At 68.1% G+C, this 23,432-nt stretch carries 17 protein-coding genes, 1 tRNA gene and 2 pseudogenes; 5 read left to right on the top strand and 15 right to left on the bottom strand.

Going from position 1 to position 23,432, the window contains the following annotated elements; translation table 11 throughout:
* Window positions 1–292: 292 nt before the first annotated feature.
* The 5 genes and pseudogenes from D5R93_RS03135 to rplJ all read right to left on the bottom strand — a co-directional run bounded on the left by D5R93_RS03135 (window position 293) and on the right by rplJ (window position 10,599).
* Window positions 293–1,291: a hypothetical protein gene (locus D5R93_RS03135; RefSeq protein ID WP_162933801.1), complete on the bottom strand. Its 999-nt coding sequence runs from the start codon at window positions 1,289–1,291 to the stop codon at window positions 293–295.
* A 196-nt stretch (window positions 1,292–1,487) separates the two neighbouring features.
* Window positions 1,488–5,441, bottom strand: a complete 3,954-nt coding sequence (locus tag D5R93_RS03130) for a DNA-directed RNA polymerase subunit beta' (RefSeq protein ID WP_120203785.1) — start codon at window positions 5,439–5,441, stop codon at window positions 1,488–1,490.
* A 170-nt stretch (window positions 5,442–5,611) separates the two neighbouring features.
* A pseudogene (gene rpoB, locus D5R93_RS03125) lies at window positions 5,612–9,132 on the bottom strand (DNA-directed RNA polymerase subunit beta).
* A gap of 490 nt (window positions 9,133–9,622) precedes the next feature.
* Window positions 9,623–10,011, bottom strand: a pseudogene (rplL, locus tag D5R93_RS03120) (50S ribosomal protein L7/L12).
* Window positions 10,012–10,077: 66 nt separating this feature from the next.
* Window positions 10,078–10,599: a 50S ribosomal protein L10 gene (rplJ, locus tag D5R93_RS03115; protein ID WP_119837021.1), complete on the bottom strand. Its 522-nt coding sequence runs from the start codon at window positions 10,597–10,599 to the stop codon at window positions 10,078–10,080.
* Window positions 10,600–11,203: 604 nt separating this feature from the next.
* On the opposite strand from rplJ, the gene D5R93_RS03110 reads away from it, so the two are divergent.
* From D5R93_RS03110 to D5R93_RS03100, 3 genes are all read left to right on the top strand, one after another.
* Window positions 11,204–11,746: an A24 family peptidase gene (locus tag D5R93_RS03110; protein WP_162933800.1), complete on the top strand. Its 543-nt coding sequence runs from the start codon at window positions 11,204–11,206 to the stop codon at window positions 11,744–11,746.
* Between the two features lie 227 nt (window positions 11,747–11,973).
* The gene (locus D5R93_RS03105) at window positions 11,974–12,504 is read left to right on the top strand and encodes a hypothetical protein (protein WP_182911408.1); all 531 of its coding nucleotides are present in this window, start codon (window positions 11,974–11,976) and stop codon (window positions 12,502–12,504) included.
* A 12-nt stretch (window positions 12,505–12,516) separates the two neighbouring features.
* Window positions 12,517–13,377 (top strand): alpha/beta fold hydrolase, encoded by an 861-nt coding sequence (locus D5R93_RS03100; protein WP_120203778.1) that lies wholly within the window; start codon window positions 12,517–12,519, stop codon window positions 13,375–13,377.
* Window positions 13,378–13,440: 63 nt separating this feature from the next.
* Here D5R93_RS03100 and rplA read toward each other — a convergent pair whose 3' ends face one another.
* The 5 genes from rplA to D5R93_RS03075 form a co-directional block, all read right to left on the bottom strand.
* Complete coding sequence (gene rplA, locus D5R93_RS03095) at window positions 13,441–14,133, bottom strand: 50S ribosomal protein L1 (RefSeq protein ID WP_120203775.1); 693 nt, start codon at window positions 14,131–14,133, stop codon at window positions 13,441–13,443.
* A gap of 113 nt (window positions 14,134–14,246) precedes the next feature.
* The gene (rplK, locus tag D5R93_RS03090; RefSeq protein ID WP_119837017.1) at window positions 14,247–14,678 is read right to left on the bottom strand and encodes a 50S ribosomal protein L11; all 432 of its coding nucleotides are present in this window, start codon (window positions 14,676–14,678) and stop codon (window positions 14,247–14,249) included.
* Between the two features lie 190 nt (window positions 14,679–14,868).
* On the bottom strand, window positions 14,869–15,669 hold the full coding sequence (nusG, locus tag D5R93_RS03085) for a transcription termination/antitermination protein NusG (RefSeq protein ID WP_119837016.1): 801 nt from the start codon (window positions 15,667–15,669) through the stop codon (window positions 14,869–14,871).
* A 100-nt stretch (window positions 15,670–15,769) separates the two neighbouring features.
* Entirely contained in the window at window positions 15,770–16,009 is a 240-nt protein-coding gene (gene secE / locus D5R93_RS03080; protein WP_119837015.1) for a preprotein translocase subunit SecE, read from the bottom strand.
* Between the two features lie 99 nt (window positions 16,010–16,108).
* A tRNA-Trp gene (locus tag D5R93_RS03075) sits at window positions 16,109–16,181 on the bottom strand.
* Between the two features lie 143 nt (window positions 16,182–16,324).
* On the opposite strand from D5R93_RS03075, the gene D5R93_RS03070 reads away from it, so the two are divergent.
* On the top strand, window positions 16,325–17,539 hold the full coding sequence (locus D5R93_RS03070; RefSeq protein ID WP_119837014.1) for a pyridoxal phosphate-dependent aminotransferase: 1,215 nt from the start codon (window positions 16,325–16,327) through the stop codon (window positions 17,537–17,539).
* 83 nt (window positions 17,540–17,622) lie between these two features.
* On the opposite strand, the gene D5R93_RS03065 is transcribed toward D5R93_RS03070, so the two are convergent.
* The gene (locus D5R93_RS03065) at window positions 17,623–19,032 is read right to left on the bottom strand and encodes an alanine/glycine:cation symporter family protein (protein WP_396027248.1); all 1,410 of its coding nucleotides are present in this window, start codon (window positions 19,030–19,032) and stop codon (window positions 17,623–17,625) included.
* Between the two features lie 160 nt (window positions 19,033–19,192).
* Window positions 19,193–20,440 carry a phosphotransferase gene (locus tag D5R93_RS03060; protein ID WP_119837013.1) on the bottom strand — a complete coding sequence of 416 codons (1,248 nt, stop codon included), beginning with the start codon at window positions 20,438–20,440 and terminating at the stop codon, window positions 19,193–19,195.
* Between the two features lie 53 nt (window positions 20,441–20,493).
* Here D5R93_RS03060 and D5R93_RS03055 point away from each other — a divergent pair, with 53 nt between their 5' ends.
* On the top strand, window positions 20,494–21,531 hold the full coding sequence (locus D5R93_RS03055; protein ID WP_120203772.1) for an adenosine deaminase: 1,038 nt from the start codon (window positions 20,494–20,496) through the stop codon (window positions 21,529–21,531).
* A gap of 67 nt (window positions 21,532–21,598) precedes the next feature.
* Here D5R93_RS03055 and D5R93_RS03050 read toward each other — a convergent pair whose 3' ends face one another.
* From D5R93_RS03050 to D5R93_RS03040, 3 genes are all read right to left on the bottom strand, one after another.
* Window positions 21,599–22,912, bottom strand: a complete 1,314-nt coding sequence (locus tag D5R93_RS03050) for a UDP-N-acetylmuramate dehydrogenase (protein WP_243106913.1) — start codon at window positions 22,910–22,912, stop codon at window positions 21,599–21,601.
* The gene (locus tag D5R93_RS03045; RefSeq protein ID WP_012085056.1) at window positions 22,909–23,007 is read right to left on the bottom strand and encodes a 30S ribosomal protein bS22; all 99 of its coding nucleotides are present in this window, start codon (window positions 23,005–23,007) and stop codon (window positions 22,909–22,911) included. Before D5R93_RS03045 ends, D5R93_RS03050 begins: the two co-directional genes overlap by 4 nt.
* A gap of 147 nt (window positions 23,008–23,154) precedes the next feature.
* On the bottom strand, window positions 23,155–23,400 hold the full coding sequence (locus tag D5R93_RS03040; RefSeq protein ID WP_119837011.1) for a helix-turn-helix domain-containing protein: 246 nt from the start codon (window positions 23,398–23,400) through the stop codon (window positions 23,155–23,157).
* Window positions 23,401–23,432 lie beyond the last annotated feature (32 nt).

Here is a 23,432-nt window from a genome sequence, read left to right as displayed (position 1 = left end):
ATGTTGGGAACAATTGGGTGCAGTATTCATGAAACTGCTATCTGGCACAAGCGGTCACAGGAGATAAGCGACCAGCAGCCTCGCCTCATGCCACCTGTCGCGAGGGACCCCCGGCCACCGAGGCAGGGGTACTGCCCGCGGCCGGGCAGCGCGAGCTCGCCCGCCTTCACCCGGCCACCGAGGCCGGGGCGGCGCAGCAACAGCTGCGCAAGTACTGAGCAGCGGCGGGTGCGGCGACACGCTGCGGTGACAGGCGCAGATTCCGCGCTGGTGCCGTGCTGGTACCGTCGGGCTACTGCGTCGCCCGGCCCCCCTGGCCCTGGAGCGAGCCGAGAATCTCCATCAGCTCGTCGTGCCCCGGTACCTCGATCCCCAGCTGCTCCTCCACCTGGTTGAGGACAGAGTCGATCTCCCCGGCGTCAACCTGTCCGGAGACGGTCTGCGCCTGCGCCAGGGTCTGGTCCCTCAGCTCCGACCCGCCGTAGTAGATACCGGCTCCCGACGCACCCAAGGGCAGCAGGAGCGCCCCCAGGAGCAGGGCGATGGCCGCGGTCCTGGGGCGGGAGCGGGAGACGGCCGTGAGGCTGACCATGACAGTGACAAAGGCAAGCACCGCACCGCCTGCAACCGCTGCCGCAGCCCTCAGGTCAATCACCTCGGTGAGGCTGACGTCGCGTAGGAACAGGTCCAGGAACTGGAAGGTGGACAGCAGGGTGTAGAAGCCCCAGCCCAGGAGCCCCAGCGTAACGAGCAGCATCACCGTCCCCACGGGCAGCGCGGCAGAGCGTCGACGCTGTGGAGACAGCGGCAGGTCCGCACGAGGCTGCGGCTCAGGCTGCCGGTAGGTCGGCTGCGGCGCCTGGGGCTGGTAGGTTGGCCGACCGGGAGCAGGGCCAGCATGCTGGGGAGGCACTGCCACCGGCATGACGCTGGTTGCCTGGCCCTGCGACGCCTGAGACTGAGGCACCTGAGCCTGTGACGTCGGCATAACCGAGGCCGGCATCACCGTGGTGGCACGCTCCCCCGTTACCGGCACGACGGTGGTCCTCTCAGCCTGCGAGGCCGGCAGGGCCATCGTCTCCTGTGCCGCTGACGCCTGGACTCGGCCGCCTGGGGCACTGACGGGGCCGCTGGCTGGCAGTGCCGCCGTCGGCTCCGCAGACGGCGCTGCGCCGTCCTGCGCTGCCGCCGTCTCACGCTCTGCGCCCGCCGGGACAGCGAGCCGCTGGGTCGCGCCGCTGTCCGCAGAGGGGTCGTGGCGCCGGGGTCCTGAGACTGGGGGGAGAGACACGGTGCGAGGCTCCTTCAACTGGCCGAGGCCACTGGGGAACAGGTCCACGACGAGGCTACGCCAGCCCCCGGACAGTTTCCAGGTGCCCCGCACCGCAGCAGGCACGCGGCCTGGTACCCGCCCTCGTTGTCAGGAGCGGGCACCAGGCCGCGACAGGTGGTCCAGACGGTCTCAGGAGCCCCTGGACCGTAGGACCTCAGACTTGGAAGTCCTCCGGGCCGACCGGCTCAGTCTGGAACTCCTCGGAGAAGTCCGCCCGGAAGTCCCCACCGAAGTGGAAGTCGTCCAGAGCGACGGACTCCCCGAGGATGCCCTCGTTGAAGCCGGTGCGAGAGAATACCTCAGCCTTGACCTCCTCGGTGGGCTCCACCTCAATGTCGGCGTACCGGGCCAGACCGGTCCCTGCCGGGATGAGCTTACCAAGGATGACGTTCTCCTTGAGCCCCAGCAGCGGGTCACCTTTGCCGTTCATGGCTGCCTCGGTCAGGACACGCGTGGTCTCCTGGAAGGACGCCGCACTCAGCCAGGAGTCCGTGGCCAGGGAGGCCTTAGTGATACCCATAAGCTCGGTCCGGCCAGTAGCGGTCTTGCCGCCCTCTGCCATGACCCGCCGGTTCTCCTCGCGGTAGTGCATGACGTCAACCAGGTCCCCCTGGAGCAGGCGGGTGTCGCCTGAGTCCAGCACGGTGACACGACGCAGCATCTGGCGCACGATGACCTCGATGTGCTTGGAGTGGATGTCCACACCCTGAGAGCGGTAGACCTCCTGGACCTCCTCCACGAGATGCCGCTGGGTAGCCGCCACCGACCGCAGGCGCAGCACCTTCTTGGGGTCCACAGGTCCCTCGGTCAGAGCCTGCCCGGGCTCGACGTGGTCACCGTGAGCCACCTGGAGACGCTGGCGCCGCGAGACCGGCACGACCACGTCCTCCTCACCGTCGTCACGGGTGATGACCAGCCGCTTGCCATCGGCGTCATCCTCCACCTTGAGCGTGCCCGCGGCCTCGGCTACGGCCGCCTCGCCCTTGGGAGTACGTGCCTCGAAGAGCTCCTGGACTCGAGGAAGACCCTGGGTGATGTCAGCGGCGCCGGCAGCACCACCGGTGTGGAAGGTCCGCATGGTCAGCTGGGTCCCTGGCTCACCGATGGACTGGGCCGCGATGATCCCCACCGCCTCGCCGATGTCCACCAGCTTGCCGGTAGCCAGGGAGCGGCCGTAGCAGGCCGCGCACGTGCCGACGACGGAGTCGCAGGTGAGCACCGAGCGCACGGTGATCTCCTCCACCCCGGCGTCAATGGCATCCTGAACCTCCTTGGCGCCAAGGTCCGTGCCCGCGGCGATGATGACGTTGCCCTCAGCATCAGTGAGGTCGCGGGCCAGGGTGGTGCCGTAGACGGTGGTGTCCAGGATCTCGCTGGGCTCCTTGAACCTCTCCTGGCCAGCCTCCCTCCAGGAGAAGAGACGCTTGGTCAGGCCCTTGCGGGTCCCACAGTCGTCCTCGCGCACGATGACGTCCTGGGAGACGTCGACCAGACGGCGGGTGAGATACCCGGAGTCGGCGGTACGCAGCGCGGTGTCTGCCAGGCCCTTGCGAGCACCGTGGGTGGCAATGAAGTACTCCAGGACGCTGAGGCCCTCACGGTAGTTCGACTTGATAGGACGCTCGATAAGACGCTGCCTGGGGTCGGCCACCAGACCGCGCATGCCGGCCAGCTGGCGGATCTGGTCCCAGTTGCCACGCGCCCCGGAGACGACCATCTGGTAGACGGTGTTGCGCTGGGGGAAGTTCTCCCGCATCGCCTCGGCGACCTCGGCCGTCGCCTTGGTCCAGATGTCGATGAGGGAGGCGTAGCGGTCCTCCTCGGTCAGCGCCCCCAGGTCAAACTGCTCCTCGATCTCGGCAGCCTCGGTCTCGTAGCGGGCCAGGATCTCGGTCTTGGAGCCGGGAGAGACTACGTCGGCGAAGGCGACGGTGATACCGGACCAGGTGGACCAGAAGAAGCCGGCGGCCTTCAGGGCGTCCAGGGACGCGGCAACCTCGACGCGCGAGTAGTTCTCCGCCAGGGCGTTGACGATGTTGCCCAGCTCCTTCTTGTCCACCACGCGGTTGACGTAGGGGAAGGACTCCGGCAGCGCCGTGTTGAACAGCGCCCGGCCCAGCGAGGTGCGCAGGGTGATGGCGTCCCCCTCCTCGTAGCCCTCCGGCGGCGTCCAGCCCCTGGGTGCGACGATGCCCTCCTCGAAGCGGATGTCACAGGTTGCGTTGACGTGCAGGTGGCCGAAGTCGTAGGCCATGACCGCCTCGGCGAAGGAGGAGAAGGAGGGGACGACAGGCTCGCCGTCCGGTCCTGTCTCCACCGCCACGACCGGGTCCGGGTCGCTGGTGAGGTAGTAGGTCCCGATGACCATGTCCTGGCTGGGCATGGTCACGGGCCGGCCGTCGGAGGGCTTGAGAATGTTGTTGGAGGACAGCATGAGGATGCGAGCCTCAGCGGCCGCCTCAGCCCCCAGGGGCAGGTGGACCGCCATCTGGTCACCGTCGAAGTCGGCGTTGAACGCACCGCACACCAGCGGGTGGAGCTGGATAGCCTTGCCCTCGATCAGCTGGGGCTCAAAGGCCTGGATACCGAGGCGGTGGAGAGTAGGAGCCCGGTTGAGGAGCACGGGGTGCTCCCGAATGACCTCCGCCAGCACGTCCCACACCTTGGGGTTGGCGCGCTCCACCATACGCTTGGCTGCCTTGACGTTTTGAGCCTCCTTGAGCTCGACCAGGCGCTTCATGACGAAGGGCTTGAACAGCTCCAGGGCCATCTGGCTGGGCAGTCCGCACTGGTGCAGCTTGAGCTGGGGACCGACTACGATGACGCTACGCCCGGAGTAGTCCACCCGCTTGCCCAGCAGGTTCTGGCGGAAGCGGCCCTGCTTGCCCTTGAGCATGTCGGACAGGGACTTCAGTGGACGGTTACCGACCCCGGTGACCGGCCGACCCCGGCGGCCGTTGTCGAACAGGGCGTCCACCGCGTCCTGGAGCATGCGCTTCTCGTTGTTGACGATGATCGTGGGCGCCCCCAGGTCCATCAGCCGCTTGAGGCGGTTGTTGCGGTTGATGACCCGGCGGTACAGGTCATTGAGGTCGCTGGTGGCGAAGCGTCCACCGTCCAGCTGGACCATAGGACGCAGGTCCGGGGGGATCACCGGGATGGAGTCCAGGACCATGGACTCCGGGGCGGTGCCGGTCAGGCGGAAGGCGTTGACCACCTTGAGACGCTTGATGGCCCGGGTCTTGCGCTGCCCGGCCCCGGTCTCCACGATCTCCCCCAGGGCGGCCGCCTCAGCCTCCAGGTCGAAGGAGCGCAGGCGCGCCTGGACGGCCTCAGCACCCATGGAGCCCTTGAAGTAGATGCCGTAGTCGGCGACCATGTCCCGGTAGAGGACCTCGTCCCCCTCCAGGTCACCCACCTTGAGGGAGACAAAACGGTCCCACACCTTGTCCATGTGCTCCAGGGTGCGCTGGGTCTTGCGGCGCAGCGCGGTCATCTCCCGCTCGGCCGCCTTGCGCAGCTTCTCCCGCTGGGAGGACTCTCCGCCACCGGCGTCCAGCTGGGCCAGGTCCTCCTCCAGTCGGCGCTGACGCGCCTCGACGTCAGCCAGCCCGGCCTCCTCGATGTGCTTCTTCTTCACCTCGAGCTCGTTGCGCAGGCTGGGCAGGTCGTCGTGACGGCCTTCCTCATCCACCTCGGTGACCATGTAGGCGGCGAAGTAGATCACCTTCTCCAGGTCCTTGGGCGCTAGGTTCAGCAGGTACCCCAGACGGGAGGGCACACCCTTGAAGTACCAGATGTGCGTCACAGGGGCGGCCAGCTTGATATGCGCCATACGCTCGCGACGCACCTTGGAGCGGGTGACCTCCACACCGCAGCGCTCACAGACGATGCCCTTGTAGCGCACCCGCTTGTACTTTCCGCAGGCGCACTCCCAGTCCCGGGTAGGACCGAAGATCTTCTCGCAGAACAGGCCGTCCTTCTCCGGCTTGAGGGTGCGGTAGTTGATGGTCTCGGGCTTCTTGACCTCTCCGTGGGACCAGGAGCGGATGTCCTCCGTGGTAGCGAGGCCGAGCTGGATCCTGTCGAACACGTTGGCGTCGAGCACAGTTCCTACTTCCGATGTGTCAGCTCATCAGGTGGTTCTCAGGTGGTCGGGGCGGGCCCTTACCGCTGTTCCACGGCGGCCAGGGGTGCCCGGTGGGTCAGCCAGGGCGCCACGCGGTGCGCCCGCCAGCCCTGGTTCAGTCCAAGGGGCCGTGACGGCCCACAGACGGCCTAGATCTCGTCCACGGTCGAGACCGTCACTCCCCCTGGCCGCCGAGCCAGGTCGAAGCCGAGCTCCTCGCTGGCCCGCTGCCCGTCGTCGTCGGTGTCGTCCAGGGCGATGGCGCTTCCTTCCGCGTCCAGCGCCTCCACGTTCAGGCACAGGGACTGCATCTCCTTCATCAGGACCTTGAAGGACTCCGGGATACCGGGCTCGGGGATGTCATCACCCTTGACGATCGCCTCGTAGACCTTGACACGACCGTTGACGTCATCCGACTTGACCGTCAGGAGCTCTTGCAGTGCGTGGGCAGCACCGTAGGCCTCCATCGCCCACACCTCCATCTCTCCAAAGCGCTGACCACCGAACTGGGCCTTGCCGCCCAGCGGCTGCTGGGTGATCATCGAGTACGGACCCGTGGAGCGGGCGTGGATCTTGTCGTCCACCAGGTGGTGGAGCTTGAGGATGTACATGTAGCCCACGGACACGGGGTAGGGGAAGGGCTCACCGGAGCGCCCGTCGAACAGCTGGGCCTTCCCGTCGGGGCGCACTAGCTCCATGCCCTCAGGACTGGGCAGGGTCGAGTCCAGCAGCCCCATGAGCTCGTCGTCACGCACCCCGTCGAAGACCGGAGTGGCCACCGGCGTGCGCGGCTCAGCGGTGACGCCGTTGTCCGGAAGACGCAGCGCCCACTCCTGCCCGGCCTCGCGGGCAGCGGAGGCGTCCCAGCCCTGGGAGGCCACCCATCCCAGGTGCAGCTCGAGCACCTGGCCGATGTTCATCCGGCTGGGCACGCCCAGGGGGTTGAGGATGACGTCCACGGGGGTGCCGTCCTCCAGGAAGGGCATGTCCTCCACAGGCAGGATCTTGGAGATGACGCCCTTGTTCCCGTGACGACCGGAGAGCTTGTCGCCCACGGTGATCTTGCGACGCTGGGCGATATAGACACGGACCATCCGGTTGACGCCGGCCGGCAGCTCCGCGTCCTCAGAGGCCGCGTCGATCTCACGCACGCCGGTGACGATCCCGTACTCGCCGTGGGGCACGCGCAGCGAGGTGTCACGCACCTCCCGGGCCTTCTCGCCAAAGATTGCCCGCAGGAGACGCTCCTCGCTGGTCAGCTCGGTCTCCCCCTTAGGAGTCACCTTGCCTACGAGGATGTCACCGCTGCGCACCTCGGCCCCGATACGGATGATGCCGCGCTCGTCGAGGTCAGCCAGGGTCTCCTCAGAGACATTGGGGATATCGCGAGTGATCTCCTCGGCTCCCAGTTTCGTGTCCCGGGCGTCCACCTCGTGCTCCTCAATGTGGATCGAGGTGAGCAGGTCCTCGGAGACTACGCGCTGGGAGACGATGATCGCGTCCTCGTAGTTGAGGCCCTCCCAGGTCATGAAGGCCACGAGGAGGTTCTGCCCCAGGGCCAGGTCCCCCTCAGAGGTCGAGGGGCCGTCCGCCAGGACGCTGCCGACCTCGACCCGCTCCCCCTCGGTAGCCACCACCCTCTGGTTGTAGCAGTTGCCCTGGTTGGAGCGGCGGAACTTAGCGACCTTGTAGACGCTCTGCGTGGCGTCGTCGTTGTCCACGCGCACGAAGTCCGCGCACACCTCGGTCACCACGCCCGCCTTGTCCGCCACGAGGACGTCGCCGGCGTCCACGGCAGTGCGGCGCTCCATCCCTGTACCCACCAGGGGGGCGTCAGGGCAGATGAGCGGCACGGCCTGACGCTGCATGTTGGCGCCCATGAGGGCACGGTTGGCGTCGTCATGCTCCAGGAAGGGGATGAGCGAGGTGCCCACGGAGACCATCTGGCGCGGCGAGACGTCCATCAGGTCCACCTGGGAGGAGGGCAGTAGCGCGGGCTCGCCCCCGGTGACCCGGCACAGAACGTGGTCCTCGGCGAAGCGCCCGTCCTCGGTCAGCGCCACGTTGGCCTGGGCGATGACGTGGCGGTCCTCGTCGTCAGCAGTAAGGTAGTGAACCTCGTCAGTGACCTGGCCGTCCACCACGACACGGTAGGGAGTCTCGACGAAGCCGAAGGGGTTGATGCGGCCGAAGGTAGCCAGGGAGCCGATGAGGCCGATGTTGGGCCCCTCGGGGGACTCGATGGGACACATGCGCCCGTAGTGGGACGTGTGGACGTCACGGACCTCCATGGAGGCGCGCTCGCGCGACAGGCCGCCGGGACCCAGGGCGGACAGGCGCCGCTTGTGGGTCAGCCCGGCCAGCGGGTTGTTCTGGTCCATGAACTGACTGAGCTGAGAGGTCCCGAAGAACTCCTTGATCGCCGCGGTGACCGGGCGGATGTTGATGAGCGTGTTCGGAGTGATGGCCTCCACGTCCTGGGTGGTCATGCGCTCACGCACCTGACGCTCCATGCGGCTCATGCCGGTACGCACCTGCGCCTGGATCAGCTCGCCCACGGCCCGGATCCTCCGGTTGCCCAGGTGGTCAATGTCGTCGTACTCCACGGCGATCTGGGTAATCTCACCATCACGCACGCCCTCGACCGTCTCCTCACCCGCGTGCAGCGCCAGGAGGTACTTGATCGCGGCGACGACGTCCTCGATGCGCAGCACGGACTCGGTCAGGTCCGCGGCCAGGCCCAGCTTCTTGTTGATCTTGTAGCGCCCCACCTTGGCCAGGTCGTAGCGCTTGGCGTTGAAGTAGAAGTTCTCCAGCAGGGTGCGTCCCGCCTCCACGCTGGGCGGCTCGCCGGGGCGGATCTTCTTGTAGATGTCCAGGAGAGCCTCGTCCTGGGTGGTGACCTTGCGGTCCTCGTCCAGCACCGAGGTCAGCGCGGGATAGTCCTTGAACTCCTCGCGGATCTCCGCCTCCTCCATGCCCAGGGCCAGGAGGAACACGGTGACGTCCTGCTTGCGCTTGCGGTCGACACGCACCGCGACGCGGTCGGACTTGTCCACCTCAAACTCCAGCCAGGCACCGCGGGAGGGGATGAACTTGGCGTTATAGACGAACTTGTCCGTCGCCTTCTCCGTGGTGCGCTCGAAGTACACCCCGGGTGAGCGGACCAGCTGGGAGACCACCACGCGCTCGGAACCGTTGACGATGAAGGTCCCCTTGTCCGTCATGAGCGGGAAGTCCCCCATAAAGACGGTCTGGGACTTGATCTCCCCTGTGGAGAAGTTCTCGAAGTCAGCCACGACGTACAGCGGGGCGGCGTAGGTGAGGTCCTTGGCCTGGCACTCCTCCGCGGTGTACTTCGGCTCCTCGAAGCGGTGGTCGTGGAAGGACAGCGCCATCGTCTCCCGAAGTCCTCGATCGGGGAGATCTCGTCAAAGATCTCCTCCAGGCCGGAGGTCTCCGGCAGAGATCCTGGCCGCTCTCGGTTGGCGGCCGTCACCCGCTCACGCCATGCCTCATTGCCGACGAGCCAGTCAAAGCTCTCGGTCTGGATGGCAAGCAGGTTCGGAGCCTGCATAGGCTCCGCAATCTTAGCGAAGTTGATGCGTCGCGACGCGGTTCGGGCAGCGATGTCAGCGGCGGTAGGTGCAGAGGTGCGCGAGGCAGCCAAAGGGGATCCTTCCCTCAGTCCAGGGATCACTCGGCGTACAGTGGGTGCGCGGGCAGGCGAGACCCCCCGCAGCCCGAGAGCACTGAGGACCCTGGGCCCGGAGACGCCACCGAAGCGGGCACACACATTGGACGCAAAGCGCTAGCGTACACGCCTGACCCATGAGGATCTACGGCCAGCTCAGCCACCTTCTTGCGATTCCCGCCACAATCACGCATACTACGGCACCCACCTCGCCGCAGCCCCGCCGTCTCCTCCCACACCTCCACCAGGGTGTCACGCAGCGCGTACCGGCGCCACTGGTACGCAACCCGGGTCCCGTCCCCAACTGCTGTGGGGGCGAGACCCGGGTTGTCGAGCGCCTCTGGGCGCCTGCCTCAGCCTTGACGGCTCCAGGCCGACAGGCCTGACAGCGGTGCCAGACGGCCCAGGCAGCGAGGCCGGGGCTGTCCCGGCAGCGGCTCGCGACGAAGGAGCCCTGGCGGAGTCCTTACTTGAGAGTGACGGTGGCGCCAGCGCCCTCGAGCTGCTCCTTGGCCTTGTCGGCGGCCTCCTTGTTAGCGCCCTCAAGGACAGCCTTGGGGGCAGAGTCGACCAGCTCCTTAGCCTCCTTCAGGCCGAGGGAGGTCAGGGCGCGCACCTCCTTGATGACCTGGATCTTCTTGTCGCCAGCAGCCTCAAGGATGACGTCGAACTCGGTCTTCTCCTCCTCGGCCGCCTCCGGGGCAGCAGCACCCGGGCCGCAGCCACAACAGCGGCAGCCGGGGCCGCGGCCGTCACGTCGAAGGTCTCCTCGAAGGCCTTGACGAACTCGGACAGCTCAATGAGGGTCAGCTCCTTGAATGCCTCAACGAGCTCCTCGGGGGTCATCTTCGCCATGGTAGACGTTCCTTCCTGGTGTGGTTCCTGCGCGTGCAGGGCTTGGTGGACGACGCGTGCGGCGGCTCAGGCCGCGGTCTCCTGCTTCTCGCGCAGGGCGTCAACGGTGCGCACAGCCTCGGAGGCCGGTGCGGCAAAGAGGTAGGCAGCCTTGGACAGGGACGCCTTGACAGCGCCCGCAGCCTTGGCGAGGAGCACCTCACGGGACTCGAGGGACGCCAGCTTCTCGACGCCGTCGGCGGACAGTGGGGCGCCGTCCATGACGCCGCCCTTGATGACGAGCTGCTTGTTGTCCTGGGCGAAGTCACGCAGAGCCTTGGCAGCCTCGACCGGTTCCCCCGAGACAAAGGTCAGGGCCGAGGGGCCGGTCAGCTCGTCGGCAAAGGCCTCCAGGCCAGCCTGACGAGCGGCGATCGCTGCAAGCGTGTTCTTCACCACGGCGTACTCGGCGTTACCGCCCAGGGAACGACGAAGCTCCCTGAGCTGGGCGACGCTCAGTCCCCGGTACTCAGTCAGCAGGACGGCGTCAGACTCGCGGAACTTGTCCGCCAGCGCTGCGACCGCTGCCTCCTTGTCAGGCCGTGCCATGGGCCCTCCTTCCGTGGTCTGCCGCAGGGTCCCACCCAGCACAAAAGGTCCCACGCCGACGGGCGCGGGACCTCCAGGCCTGAACAGCCATCAGTTCTCGCTCTCGCCTGCGCTGGCTCCGCCCGGGCGGACTTGGCCCCGCTCGCACGGGGACCTGCGGTCTCTGGCAGAGTCAAGGGTAGACACGGGTCCCGGCTGTTGCGCAAGCCCCGGCGCCGTGCACCTGGTCACGTCACCAGCCAGGTCACCGGGAACGGGAACCTCCGCCAACTGCACGTGAGCCAGCGGGTTCACCGATAGCCCTCTTCCCGTGAGAAAGTAGGGCACGTGATATCTCCCGGAACTGTCCTGGTGCTGGCCACCGCCGTGGCTGCCGTAGCAGTGTCCGCAGGACCGGCCTGCACCTACGCCCAGGGCTACCTCAGCCGCCTGGAGGCGCTCGAGGAGGCCCCGTCGACTCCGCCGGGGACGCCGGGGACACCGGGGACACCGTCGAAAGGACACCGGTACAGCCCCCGGGAGCAACGGTGCTGCGGAGACCAGCTCTCCCCTGTCACCGCCGCACGTACGAGCCCGCTGGCTGCTGGCTCCCCTCCCCCAGGCGGTGCTGTCCGTGTGCCTGGTCGCAGCATTCCTCGGCTGGGGACTGCAGGCGCACGCCCCGACCCAGACGCTCCTGGCCCTGCCCGTCGTCACGCTCCTGGCCTCAGCCTGCAGTGTCGACGCCGTGTGCCACCGCCTGCCCAACCGCCTCCTGGGTGCCACTGGTACCTGGCTGGTGGGAGCAGCCGCGCTGACAGCCCTCACGCGGATCCTGGCCTGCGGGACCGCACCCGCCGATGCCGTGTGGCCTGCGGCCCGTGCCCTCCTGTGCGCGGTCGGCGCCAGTGGCGTCCTCCTGGTCATGGCAGTGCTGCCCTCCGGGCTGGGCCTGGGCGACGTCAAGCTGGGCGCCGTCCTGGGAGGCTGGCTTGGGCAGCTCAGTGCGGCTGCGGCGGTGACCGGGCTCGTCCTAGGCTTCCTCCTGGGTGGAGTGGCCGCCGGTCTCCTCATCGTCACCCGCCGCGCGGACCGCAGAGACCACCTCGCCCTGGGCCCCTACCTGGCCACGGGCGGGTGGCTGGCCTGGATCCTGACCCTTGCGTGACCGGGTTCGGCGACAAGTCCGCAGACACCGAGAGTCCGCACACACCGAGATGTACCGATTCCTCATAGATGACAGATGACTGACATGCCAGTCGTTCTGTGAGGATTCGGTGTTTTCGCGGATGTGGTCGCCCGGGAGCCGCGCGCCCCGGGGCGGTCATCATGAGCGGGTCCCCGGGGCGGGCAGCAAGCCCCAGGCCACCAGCATCGGCCGCTAACATGCGAACCATGCGCCCCCTCCTGTCACCCGCGACCGAGAATCACCCTCCCCAGCGGTGGGCCACTGCCGCCTGCTGGGCGGCCTTCTGCTCGGCCCTGCCGTCGGCGGCCTGGCGGTTGGCCATGCTCAGTGGGGTGGAGACGGGATTCTCCCAGACCGCCTCCTACCGCGGTAGCACTACCGGAACCGCCTATGTCCTGGGTCTTGAGCTCGCACAGGTCGGCTCCGCCGCACTGTCGCTGGGACTGTGCTCCCGGTGGGGGGAACAGGTACCACGCTGGGTGCCAGGAGTCGGCGGGCGGGCACTGCCACGCCTGCTTCCCCTGGTTGTCGGTGGGACAGGCAACGTGGTCCTGTACGTGGTCATTGGTGGTACCACGGCGGTCCTGGCGAGCCGGTGGCTCGGACTGGCCCAGGGGTGGACGCCGACGGCTGGCATGAGCAGCGGCCAGGTCGCCGTCCTGGCAGCGGCCTACGCCCCAGCTCTCCTCTGGCCGCCCGCCCTGACCGTGGCGCTCGTCGGCTATGCGAGAAGGTGAGACGGAGGCGCAGTGAAGTCCGTGCTCCTACGGACCGCCCTCGGCCCGGTGGAGGTGCTGCTCCTGCCCGGGGAGAAGCCGCCAGTCGCCTTCTTCCCGGGCGGACACTGCACGGCCCGCAGCGACTGCGGGTGGAGCCTCTATACCACGGCCGGGCACGGCGTCATCGCCTTCTCTCGCCCCGGGTACGGGCGCACGGCGGTCGGGGACGTGACAGCAGCAGAGTTCTGCGACGCTGTGGCCGCGTGCTGTCGGCAGCTGGGCGTGCCAGAACTGGCAGCCGCCGTCGGAGTCTCCCTTGGCGGGCTGCAGGCGATCGAGCTGGCCGTACGCCACCCCGGGCTGGTGCCCAGGCTCGTCCTGAGCTCCAGCGCCCCCTCCTCCCGGCCCTACCCGGACGACCTAGGCACCATCCTCACGGGCTCCCTGGTCTTCAGCCCCGTGACGCAAGAACTCACCTGGTCGGCGGTGGCCCGCCTGGTCTCCACCGACGCCGGGCTGCGGCTGATGGTGTCCAGCCTGTCCACCCGTCCCGCAGACCAGTGGTGGGACTCATGGTCACAGAAGGACCGGCACCGCGCCCGGGAGCTGTTCACCTCAATGTCATCGGGACGGGGCTTCATGCTCGACATGCGGCAGGGACGTGCCACCCGCACGGAATACCGGCGCCAGCTGTTGGGGCGGGTCCCGTGCCCCGCCCTCGTGACGGGGTCACGCACGGACGGGGCCGTCAGCATCACCCACGCGTGGGATCTTGCCGCCCGCATCCCAGGAGCGGCCCTGGTTGAGCTGGACACACCCACCCACCTGTTCTGGCTCGGCCCCGGGCAGGAGAGAGTCCACGCCGCGGTGGCGTCCTTCCTCAGCCGGTAGCCGGGTACGGCGGCCAGGCCCCGGCGAACCTGGTCGGGGCCTGGCCTAACAGCCGAGACCGCCTCAGAGCCGGGAGACGTCTAGGGGGATCCCCGGTCCCATCGTGGTCGTCATCGCCACCTTGAGGATGTAGCGGCCCTTGGAGGCGGAGGGCTTGAGACGCTGGACCTCCTCCAAGGCAGCGGCGAAATTCTCCAGCAGCTGCTCCTCGGTGAACTGGGTCTTGCCGATGACGAAGTGGAGGTTGGCGGCACGGTCGACACGGAACTCGATGCGTCCACCCTTGATGTCGGTGACGGCCTTGGCCACGTCCATGGTCACCGTCCCAGTCCTGGGGTTAGGCATGAGGCCACGAGGCCCCAGGACCCGGCCCAGGCGCCCGACCTTACCCATGAGGTCTGGCGTGGCCACGGCGGCATCGAAGTCCGTGTAGCCCCCGGACACCTTCTCGATGAGGTCGTCGCCACCGACCTCATCGGCACCGGCGTCGAGGGCCTGCTGGGCGCGGTCGCCCTGGGCGAAGACGACAACCCGCGCCGTCTTGCCGGTACCGTGCGGCAGGGACACGGTACCTCGGACCATCTGGTCCGCCTTGCGGGGGTCCACGCCAAGACGGAAGGCGACCTCCACGGTGGCGTCAAAACGGGTCACCGTGGTGGCCTTCGCAAGGTGGACGGCCTCGGCCGGGGTGTAGAGGACTCCGGACTGGATCTTCTCAGCGGCGGCACGGTAGGCCTTGCTGCGCTTCCTGGTCATCTGCTTCTCCTTAGCAGTCGTGGTGCACGGGCCGCGCACAGCCCTTCCACAGATGGTTCTTAGTCTTTGTCACACAGGTGCCGACACCGTAGCGGGCGGTGTGCGGTCCAGGCTCAGGCCTCGACCGTGACGCCCATGGAGCGGGCTGTCCCGGCAATGATCTTGTAGGCGGCCTCGACGTCGTCGGCGTTGAGGTCGGGCATCTTGGTCTCGGCGATCTCGCGCACCTGGGCAGCTGTGATAGAGCCGGCCTTGGCTGAGTGCGGGGTGGCGGAGCCCTTGGCCACACCGGCAGCCTTCTTGATCATCTCGGCAGCCGGGGGCGTCTTGGTGACGAAGGTGAAGGAGCGATCCTCGTAGACGGTGATCTCCACGGGGATGACGTTGCCGCGCTGCGACTCGGTCGCAGCGTTGTACGCCTTGCAGAACTCCATGATGTTGACGCCCTGGGCACCCAGGGCTGGGCCGATCGGCGGGGCAGGATTTGCCTGGCCAGCCTGGATCTGGAGCTTGATGAGCCCAGTGACCTTCTTCTTAGGAGGCATGTATCGTGGTCCTTCTTGTCCGGAGACGCTGCACACCTGCCGTGCAGCACGTCGGCGCGTAACGCGCACAGGCGCCCATCGTAGCCCCCGCAGGAGCAGTCAGGACGCGTGATGCCTCATATCACAGGCGCGCACCCTGTGATATGAGGCTCCCGCCACGTTCCGGCTCGGCACCGGAACGGGTGAGGGGTCAGATCTTGGCGACCTGACTGAAGGAGAGCTCGGCGGGAGTGTCCCGGCCGAACAGGGAGATAAGCACCTGGAGCTTCTGGGTCTCGGGGTGGATCTCGGAGATCGTGGCCGGCAGGGACTCGAAGGGGCCGTCGGTGACGATAACGGACTCTCCCGGCTCGAAGCCGACCTCGAAGACCTTGCCGTCGGAGGTGATCTGGGAGCCGGTCCCGGACTCGGCCGCAGGCCGTGCCGCCTCCTTGGCGGCGATCTCCTCGGGCGTGGGGCCCAGCTGAGAGACAGCCTCCTCAAAGGTCAGGGGCACCGGGTTGTAGCGGTCACCCACGAACCCGGTTACAGCCGGGGTGTCCTTGATAGTGCGCCACACCTGGTCAGAGGTCTCGGGATCGTAGAGGTCCATGCGCACAAAGACATACCCGGGCAGACGAACCCGCGTGACCTCCTTCTTCTTGTTCCCGTTCTTGATCTCGATCACGGTCTCCATGGGGACGGTGGTGTCGAAGACGTAGTCCTCCAGGTCGAAGCTCTCCGCACGGGCCATGATGTCAGCAGCCACTCTGCGCTCGTACCCGGAGTAGGTGTGGAGGACGTACCACTCGCCGGGCAGGGATGACATCTGCCTGCGGAACTCCTCCACCGGGTCGGCAGGAGCCTCCGCCTCCCCCTGCCCCTCAGACTCGGAGTGCCCAGGACCGCCAGCCACGTCGGCACCCGCTGCACCAGTCTCCTCGCTGACAGCCTCCTCACCCTGCTCGTCAGCCTGCTCGGGCAGTGGCTGCACGGGGAAGTCCTCAGACATGGTGTACCTGCTTTCCGGTGGCGCGAGAAGGGATTACAGGGCAGTGCCCTGGCAATGTCGGTTGTCTCGGATGGTCTCGTAGGCACGCCCCGGTACCTGGTCAGGTGAAGAGCCAGGTCACCGCCCGGTTGAAGGCCAGGTCGAGCACGCCGGTGAACAGCATGATAGCGAGAATAAAGAAGACCACGACGACGAAGTAGGTTCCCAGCTCACTGCGGGTCGGCCAGACCACCTTGCGCAGCTCAGCGACAACTTGGCGAGTGAACAGGACGACACGGGCGAGGACGCCCCGTCTCTTTCCACGCTGCTTGCTCGCCGCGCCGCTAGCGCTCTCGCTCATGTCGTCGGTCCTCAGGGTCAACGGTCTGGTCAGTAGCCCGGGATGCCGGGAGAGAAGACGAAACCCGACGGGATCTCCCGACCGATCCGCCGTTCTCAGCAGGGCAGGCGGGACTCGAACCCACAACCGCCGGTTTTGGAGACCGGTGCGCTACCAATTGCGCCACTGCCCTTCAGCGAGGATCAAGTCTGCCACAGCGTGGACAGGAAAGCGCGGTCTGTCAGTGGTGGGTTGCGACACGTCCCCGTGCGCGCTCCGGGGGTACCCCGAACCAGCGGTCCACCCCTGTAGGAGCACTGTGGGAGCATAAGAAGCATGACACCAGCACCCGCCTCCCGCGTCTCCTCACGTCTGGCCGCGATCACCCCCTCAGCCACCCTCGCCGTCGACGCCCGGGCCAAGGCCCTCAAGGCCGCTGGCCGTCCCGTCATCGGCTTCGGCGCGGGCGAGCCCGACTTCGCCACCCCCGACTACATCGTCGAGGCGGCCGTGGCCGCCGCCAAGGACCCCTCCTGCCACAAGTACTCTCCCGCCAAGGGGCTGCCGGCCCTGCGCGAGGCGATCGCCTCCAAGATCCTGCGCGACTGCGGCTACACGGTCTCCCCCGACGACATCCTGGTCACCAACGGCGGCAAACAGGCTGTCTTCCAGGCCTTTGCCGCGATCATCGACCCTGGTGACGAGGTGCTCCTGCCGGCACCGTACTGGACCACATACCCCGAGGTGGTGGCCCTGGCAGGAGGCACGACGGTCGAGGTCTTCGCCGGAGCCGCCCAGGACTACAAGGTCACGACTGACCAACTCGACGCCGCGCTGAGCGCACGCACCAAGGCTCTCCTACTGTGCTCGCCCTCCAACCCCACCGGCTCGGTCTACACCCCCGCCGAGCTGAGCACGATCGGGCAGTGGGCGCTGAAGCACGGCCTGTGGGTCGTGACCGACGAGATCTACGAGCACCTGCTCTACGACGACGCCCGACCCGCCCACGTAGTCTCGCTGGTCCCCGATCTGGCCGACCAGACCATCGTGCTCAACGGCGTGGCCAAGACCTACGCCATGACCGGGTGGCGCGTGGGCTGGATGAGCGGCCCCTCCGACGTCGTCAGCGCAGCCACGAACTTCCAGTCCCACCTGTCCAGCAACGTTGCTAACGTCTCCCAGAGAGCAGCCTTGGCTGCCGTGAGCGCAGACCTGTCGGCGGTGGAGGAGATGCGCACCGCCTTCGACCGGCGCCGTCGCACCATGGTGGAGATGCTGTCAGCCGTCGAGGGCCTGACGGTCCCCGTCCCCCGGGGAGCCTTCTACGCCTACCCGAGCATGGAGAAGCTTGTCGGGCGCAGCCTGCGAGGCACGGTGATCGACTCCTCGGCCACACTCGCCGAGCTCGTGCTGGAGCACGCCGAGGTGGCCGTGGTCCCCGGCGAGGCCTTCGGCCCCTCCGGGTTCCTGCGCCTGTCCTACGCCCTGGGGGACGAGGACCTGGTCGAGGGCGTGGGCCGTATCCAGTCCCTGCTGGCAGAGGTGGACTAGCCCTGCCTGTGGGACTGCCCTGCCCCGCACCGTGGCTGCCCCCAGGAGCGCGACGGCCTCACGGCCGCCGCTGGCTGCCCGGGCTAGGTGCCCAAGGACCGGGTGGACGGGGCCGTCTCAGGGACCGAGGAGAACTCGTCGCCGGGACGACGCAGGTGAGGGTCCTGGACCAGGTAGGCCCGGGTCTCTCGCGCCACGAGCCCGGAGAGCAGCAGCAGGCCGACAAGATTGGGGACCGCCATGAGCCCGTTGGCAATGTCAGCAAAGGTCCAGGCCACCTTCAGGCGGGTCACCGAGCCGAGGAACACCGCGACCGTGAACACCAGGCGGAAGGGCAGGACCCCGTGGACGCCCACCAGCCTCACCACACAGCGCTCCGCGTAGTACGCCCAGCCCAGGATCGTGGAGGAGGCGAGGAAGACCAGCGCCACGGAGACGATGTAGTGCCCCCAGTCGCCGGGCAGGCCGCGGGTAAAGGCCTGCGCCGTCATCGTGTCAGGGTCGCTGCCCATCCAGCTGTCCGTGGTCAGGATGACCAGACCGGTACAGCTGACCACGATGATCGTGTCGATAAAAGTCTGGGTCATGGAGACCAGGCCCTGACGCGCCGGGTGCCTGGTCCGGGCAGCAGCTGCGGCGATAGCCGCCGAGCCCATGCCGGACTCGTTGGAGAAGATCCCCCGCGCCACGCCGTACTGGAGCGCCATGATAACCGTGGACCCCAGGAAGCCACCGGCGGCACCGGAACCAGTGAAGGCCCCCTGGAGCACCAGCCCCAGGGCGTGAGGAACCTCGCCCAGGCGCGCCACAAGGACGTAGACGCAGCCTGCTGCATAGAACACGATCATCATCGGGACGAAGGCGGCCGTCACCGTACCGATCGCGTCAATGCCTCCCAGCAGGACCGCACCCACACCGACCGCCAGGAGGATGCCCACCAGGGCCGGGTCCCAGCCGAAGGAGTGCGACAGCTGGGCGGCTACGGCATTGGACTGGGTGGTTGAGCCGATCCCGAAGGAGGCCAGGATGGTCGCGAGCGCGAAGCACACGGACAGGATCCTGCCCGTGCGACCCTGCACAGCCTGCTGCAGGTAGTACTGGGGACCGCCGGACTGTCTGCCGTGGGCATCCGTGGTCCGGAAGCGCACCGCGAGAAAGGCCTCGGAGTACTTCGAGGCCATGCCGAACAGCGCCGTGACCCACATCCAGAACAGGGCACCGGGTCCGCCCAGGTGGATCGCGGTGGCTACTCCGATGACGTTGCCCACCCCCACCGTGGCCGCCAGTGCCGTCGTGAGCGCCTGGTAGTGGGAGATGTCTCCCTCCGCAGTCCCCTTCTCGCCGTCCTCGCGCTCCAGCAGCGCGAAGCGCAGGGCCGCAGCCAGCGTGCGGACCTGTAGGCCCCGCAGGCGGATCGTCAGGAAGACACCGGTCCCCAGCAGGAGGGGGACAAGGAACCAGGGTCCCCAGATGAAGCCGTTGACGGCGGTCAGGACGTCCTCGACCGGGCCGCTGGCAACGGTCGCAGGGACAAGGGCGGTCACGGTCTGGGGCGTCACGGGCTGTCTCTCCTTCAGCCCGGCGGGGCACCGGGCGCAGGCCGAAGACTAGGCCCAGAATCACGACGGCGAGGTGACCGGGGAGACAACAGAGTCAGTGAGGAGCGCGACGTGCCTGAGCCTCCCGGCTCTGGGCCAGCCAGGCCTCTGCCCGCGCAAGCCTTCCCTCGGCGTCGGCACGCCACGGTCCGCCGTCCTCACGTCTGGCTCCAGCCACCAGCGACAGCACGACTCCGGCGCAGCGTGCCCGCAGGGCAACAGGGTCCACGAGCTGCTCCGCCAGGCGCGTCCAGGTCCGCAGGACAGGACCCAGCCGGGGGTAGGAGGACGGTGCCAGGTGATCGAGGACGCTGACGTGCCCCAGCAGGCAGGCCAGGTCGTCCACCCGGTGACCCGGCCCCAGGGAGTCCACGTCCAGCAGGCTGGCAACTCGCTCACCGTCCATGAGGATGTTGGCCTCGTAGAAGTCGCCGTGGACAGGGAGCACAGGCCCGATGTCACAGGTCCTCATGACCTGTTCCACCCCCTCGGCCACGGCACGTGCCCTGGCGGCCTCCTCGGGAAGGACGGTAGCCGCTGCGTGGGCATAGTGGCGGGCACGCTCCGACCACGCGGGGTGGGCCGGCAGGCGCAGAGCCGTCTGCGGCAGAGAGTCCAGGAGGGCGACAAGACTGCGGAAGACCCTCTCCGCCTGGCCTTCGTCCATGCCCCGTGACAGCAGGCCGGACAGCGCCGTACCCCGTCCCGCGGACAGCACCACCAACCCGTCAGCGTCCTCCCGCAGCACCTCCGGAGCGGGTACGCCAACCGTGGTGAGCATGCGGTGCCGCTGGGCTAGACCAGGAGACTGGCTGGGACGCAGGACCTTGACGTAGGCCGTGGCGCCATCGGAGAAGGTCGTCCTTACCACGGCACGACGTGTCGGCCGGTAGGCGACCATGGCGGCCTCGAGCCGGGTCCCCAGACGAGCCGACAGCAGGGCCGGGGTACAGGCAACCACCAGGCCAGGCAGCTCGGGATCGGCTGGGTGGCACCACACGTGCACCACGGGACCGTTGCCGCCCGCGGGCGCCACCCGGGTCAGGCCCGGTGCGTGCGGGTGCGACAGCCGGGCCGTCGTCGCGCACAGGTACTCGGTGGTGGAGCGCCCGTCCGCAGACACGACGAGCGCGGTGTAGCCCACCGACACCCCTGCACCGGGACGGTGGTGGACCGAGTGGACCTCCCAGCTCGCCAGTCCACGACCTTCTGAGGCCAGGGCCGCTGAAAGCACCGCCGAGGCCCCGGACCCTGTGAGAAGGGCGACATCCTCCGGCTCACGAGAGCTGCCCGGGTGGTTCATGGACCCAGTGTGCCCCACCAGGGTCCGGTACGCGCCCGTGAAACAATTCCGCCATGCGCGACCTTGCCACCCTGCCCAAGGCGCACCTGCACCTGCACTTCACCGGAGCGATGCGTCTGGACACCTTGACCGAGCTCGCCTCCAGCACCCGCTCCCGCCTACCCGCCAGCTTCCTTGAGGGCGACCCCCTGCGCGTCCCGGCCGACCGTCGCGGTTGGTTCCGGTTCCAGCGGGCCTACGACACGGCCCGGGCACTGGTAGACAGTGAGGAGGTCATGCGCCGTATCGTCCTGGAGGCCGCTATCGACGACGCGTCGGAGGGCTCACGCCGCCTGGAGATCCAGGTGGACCCCACCAGCTACGCGCCCTTCGTCGGTGGTATCACCCCCGCCCTGGAGGTAGTCCTGGACGCGGCCCGCCAGGCCACCGTCCTGACCGGGGTCGAGGTCGCTGTCGTCGTGGCTGCCTCACGGGTCCGCCACCCGCTGGACGCACGTACCCTGGCACGGCTGGCGGTGCGCTACGCCGGGGACCAGCCAGGCAGCGTCGTCGGCTTCGGCCTGTCCAATGACGAGCGTGCCGGAAGCACCTCGTCGTGGGCTCCGGCCTTCGACATCGCCCGGCGTGGTGGGCTGGCGTCGCTGCCTCACGGCGGAGAGCTGCTTGGCCCCGAGCACGTGCGGGCCGTCGTCTCCTCCCTGCGACCGACCCGCCTGGGCCACGGGGTGCGCGCCAGCGAGGACGCCCGCCTCCTGGACCAGCTCGTCCGGGATGGGACCAGCCTGGAGGTATGCCCGGCGTCGAACGTGAGCCTGGGCGTCTACCGTCAGCGCGCTGACGTCCCCCTGCAGACACTGCTGCAGCATGGGGCGCAGGTGGCGCTGGGCGCGGACGACCCCCTGCTGTTTCAGTCGCGGCTGACAGACCAGTACCAGATCGCACGGGACCTGGGGTGCGACGACGTGACCCTGGCAGAGCTGGCACGAGGCTCCATCCGCGCCTCCCTGGCCTCGCCGACCTCCAAGCGCACCTGGCTGGCACAGGTGGACGACTGGCTCGCGGACGAGCCGAGTCCGCAGGCAGCTGCGTGAGCCTCCTGCCCGCGCGACCCCTACCCTGTCACCGGGGTCAGGCCCGAGCCCCCTACTCCTACCGGGCTCAGAAGCCGACGTGGACCGGCTCGGGAACCAGGGTCACACCGAAGCGCTGCCTGACCCCGGACACCACGGCGTCGCGCAGGGCCACCAGGTCCTGCGCCCTGGCCCCTCCCCTGTTGGTCAGGGCCAGGACGTGCCTGGTGGACAGGCGGGCGGGAGCGTCCTGCGTCAGGGCAAACCCCTTGGAGAACCCCGCGTGCTCAATGAGCCAGGCGGCACTGGTCTTGACCAGGCAGGCCTGATCCCCGCTACGCGCGGCACGCCGCGCCTGTCCCGTGTGCCCTGTCCCCGGTCCTGCCTCGCCCCCGAGCCGGTCCGTGACAGCAGGGTACCGGGGAGCCTCGTCAGGCAGTGCACGCGCCTCCTGCCGAGTCAGCACGGGATTGGTAAAGAACGAGCCAGCCGACCAGGTGTCGTGATCGCTACGGTCCAGGACCATCCCCTTGGACCTGCGCAGCCCCAGGACCGCCTCGCGCACCTCCCGAGCGGGGGCTCGAGCCCCCAGAGCCACCCCCAGCGCCGTCGCCAGCTGACCGTAGGCCACGGGAGCCTCCAGGTCGGCGTGCCGGGCCAGGAGAGTGACGCTGAGCACCACCCAGCGTCCTGTAGGCCCCCAGGTGCGCCCTCCGCCGACGTCCTCGTCAGTCAGGGAGCGCTTGAGGTCAGAGTCCCGGTAGGCGAGACGCAGGCTTGCCAGCGTGCGGATCTCCACGCGACCCTCCAGGCGGTCCCACACGCGCACACAGGTCAGCAGGTCGGCGACCTCGGCACCATAGGCGCCGATGTTCTGCACCGGAGCCGCCCCGACGGTACCGGGGATACCAGACAGAGGGGCGAAGCCGTACCAGCCAGAGGCCACAGCCTGCCTGACCAGGTCGTCCCAGGTGGTTCCCGCCGTTGCCGTGACCTCGTCCTCCCCGTGGTCCCGGGACGTGAGGACGATCTCCTGCCGGGCGTCACGAACGACAACACCGTCAAAGCCAGCGTCCGAGACCAGGATGTTCGACCCTCCACCCACGACCAGAAGCGGTGCGCCCTGCGCGTCAGCGCCTTGCACCGCGTCAACCAGCTCGGCCTCGGTAGTTGCCTCCACGTAGGTACCCAGCGGACCGCCCACGCGCAGGGTGGTCAGGTCAGCCATGCTCACGGGTACCGCGGCGCCAAGGGGGCGTGCCAGCGCCTCGACGGCTGCTGGCAGCCGAGAACCGGAGGCAGAGCCGCAGGCGCCGCCGACCAGCCTGCCCGGCTCAGAAGGTGGAGACCCGTCGGAAGCGGAGAAGTGCCCGGGAGCAGGACGAGGAGCGCGGGTGCTCACTTCTTGTTGCGACGCTGGTGACGCGTCCTGCGCAGCAGCTTGCGGTGCTTCTTCTTTGCCATGCGCTTGCGACGCTTCTTGATGACCGATCCCATGAGATCTCCTCGCAGTCCATGTGGTAGGCACCCATGACCGACCAGAGTCGGCACAAAGCCGACAGCAGTAGCCGTGGGAAGAGCAGTCGGCCAGCGCATGAGGCTACGCGCCGACCGCGCCAGGTGACCGGCCGATTCTAGCGGGTCCTACGAGCCCGAGGCCTCCGATACGTCGTGGCCCCAGTCACCCAGCCCTGCGGCCAGGTACTCCTGGACAGCACGCTCGGGAACACGGAAGGACCGGCCGACCTGCATCGCAGGCAGGTCGCCAGAGTGCACCATGCGGTAGACGGTCATCTTGGACACGCGCAGCATAGAGGCAACCTCAGCCACGGTCAGGAATGAGGGGGCGCGCGAGGCGCTGGATGAAGGTGTGGGCAGGCCCGGTGCCATCGGTACTTCAGGTCCCATCGTCGCAAGTGGCC

The sequence above is a fragment of the Actinomyces lilanjuaniae genome, assembly GCF_003606385.1.
In the GTDB taxonomy this organism is placed as follows: Bacteria; Actinomycetota; Actinomycetes; order Actinomycetales; family Actinomycetaceae; genus Actinomyces; species Actinomyces lilanjuaniae.
This window is presented reverse-complemented; position numbering and strand designations above follow the sequence as displayed.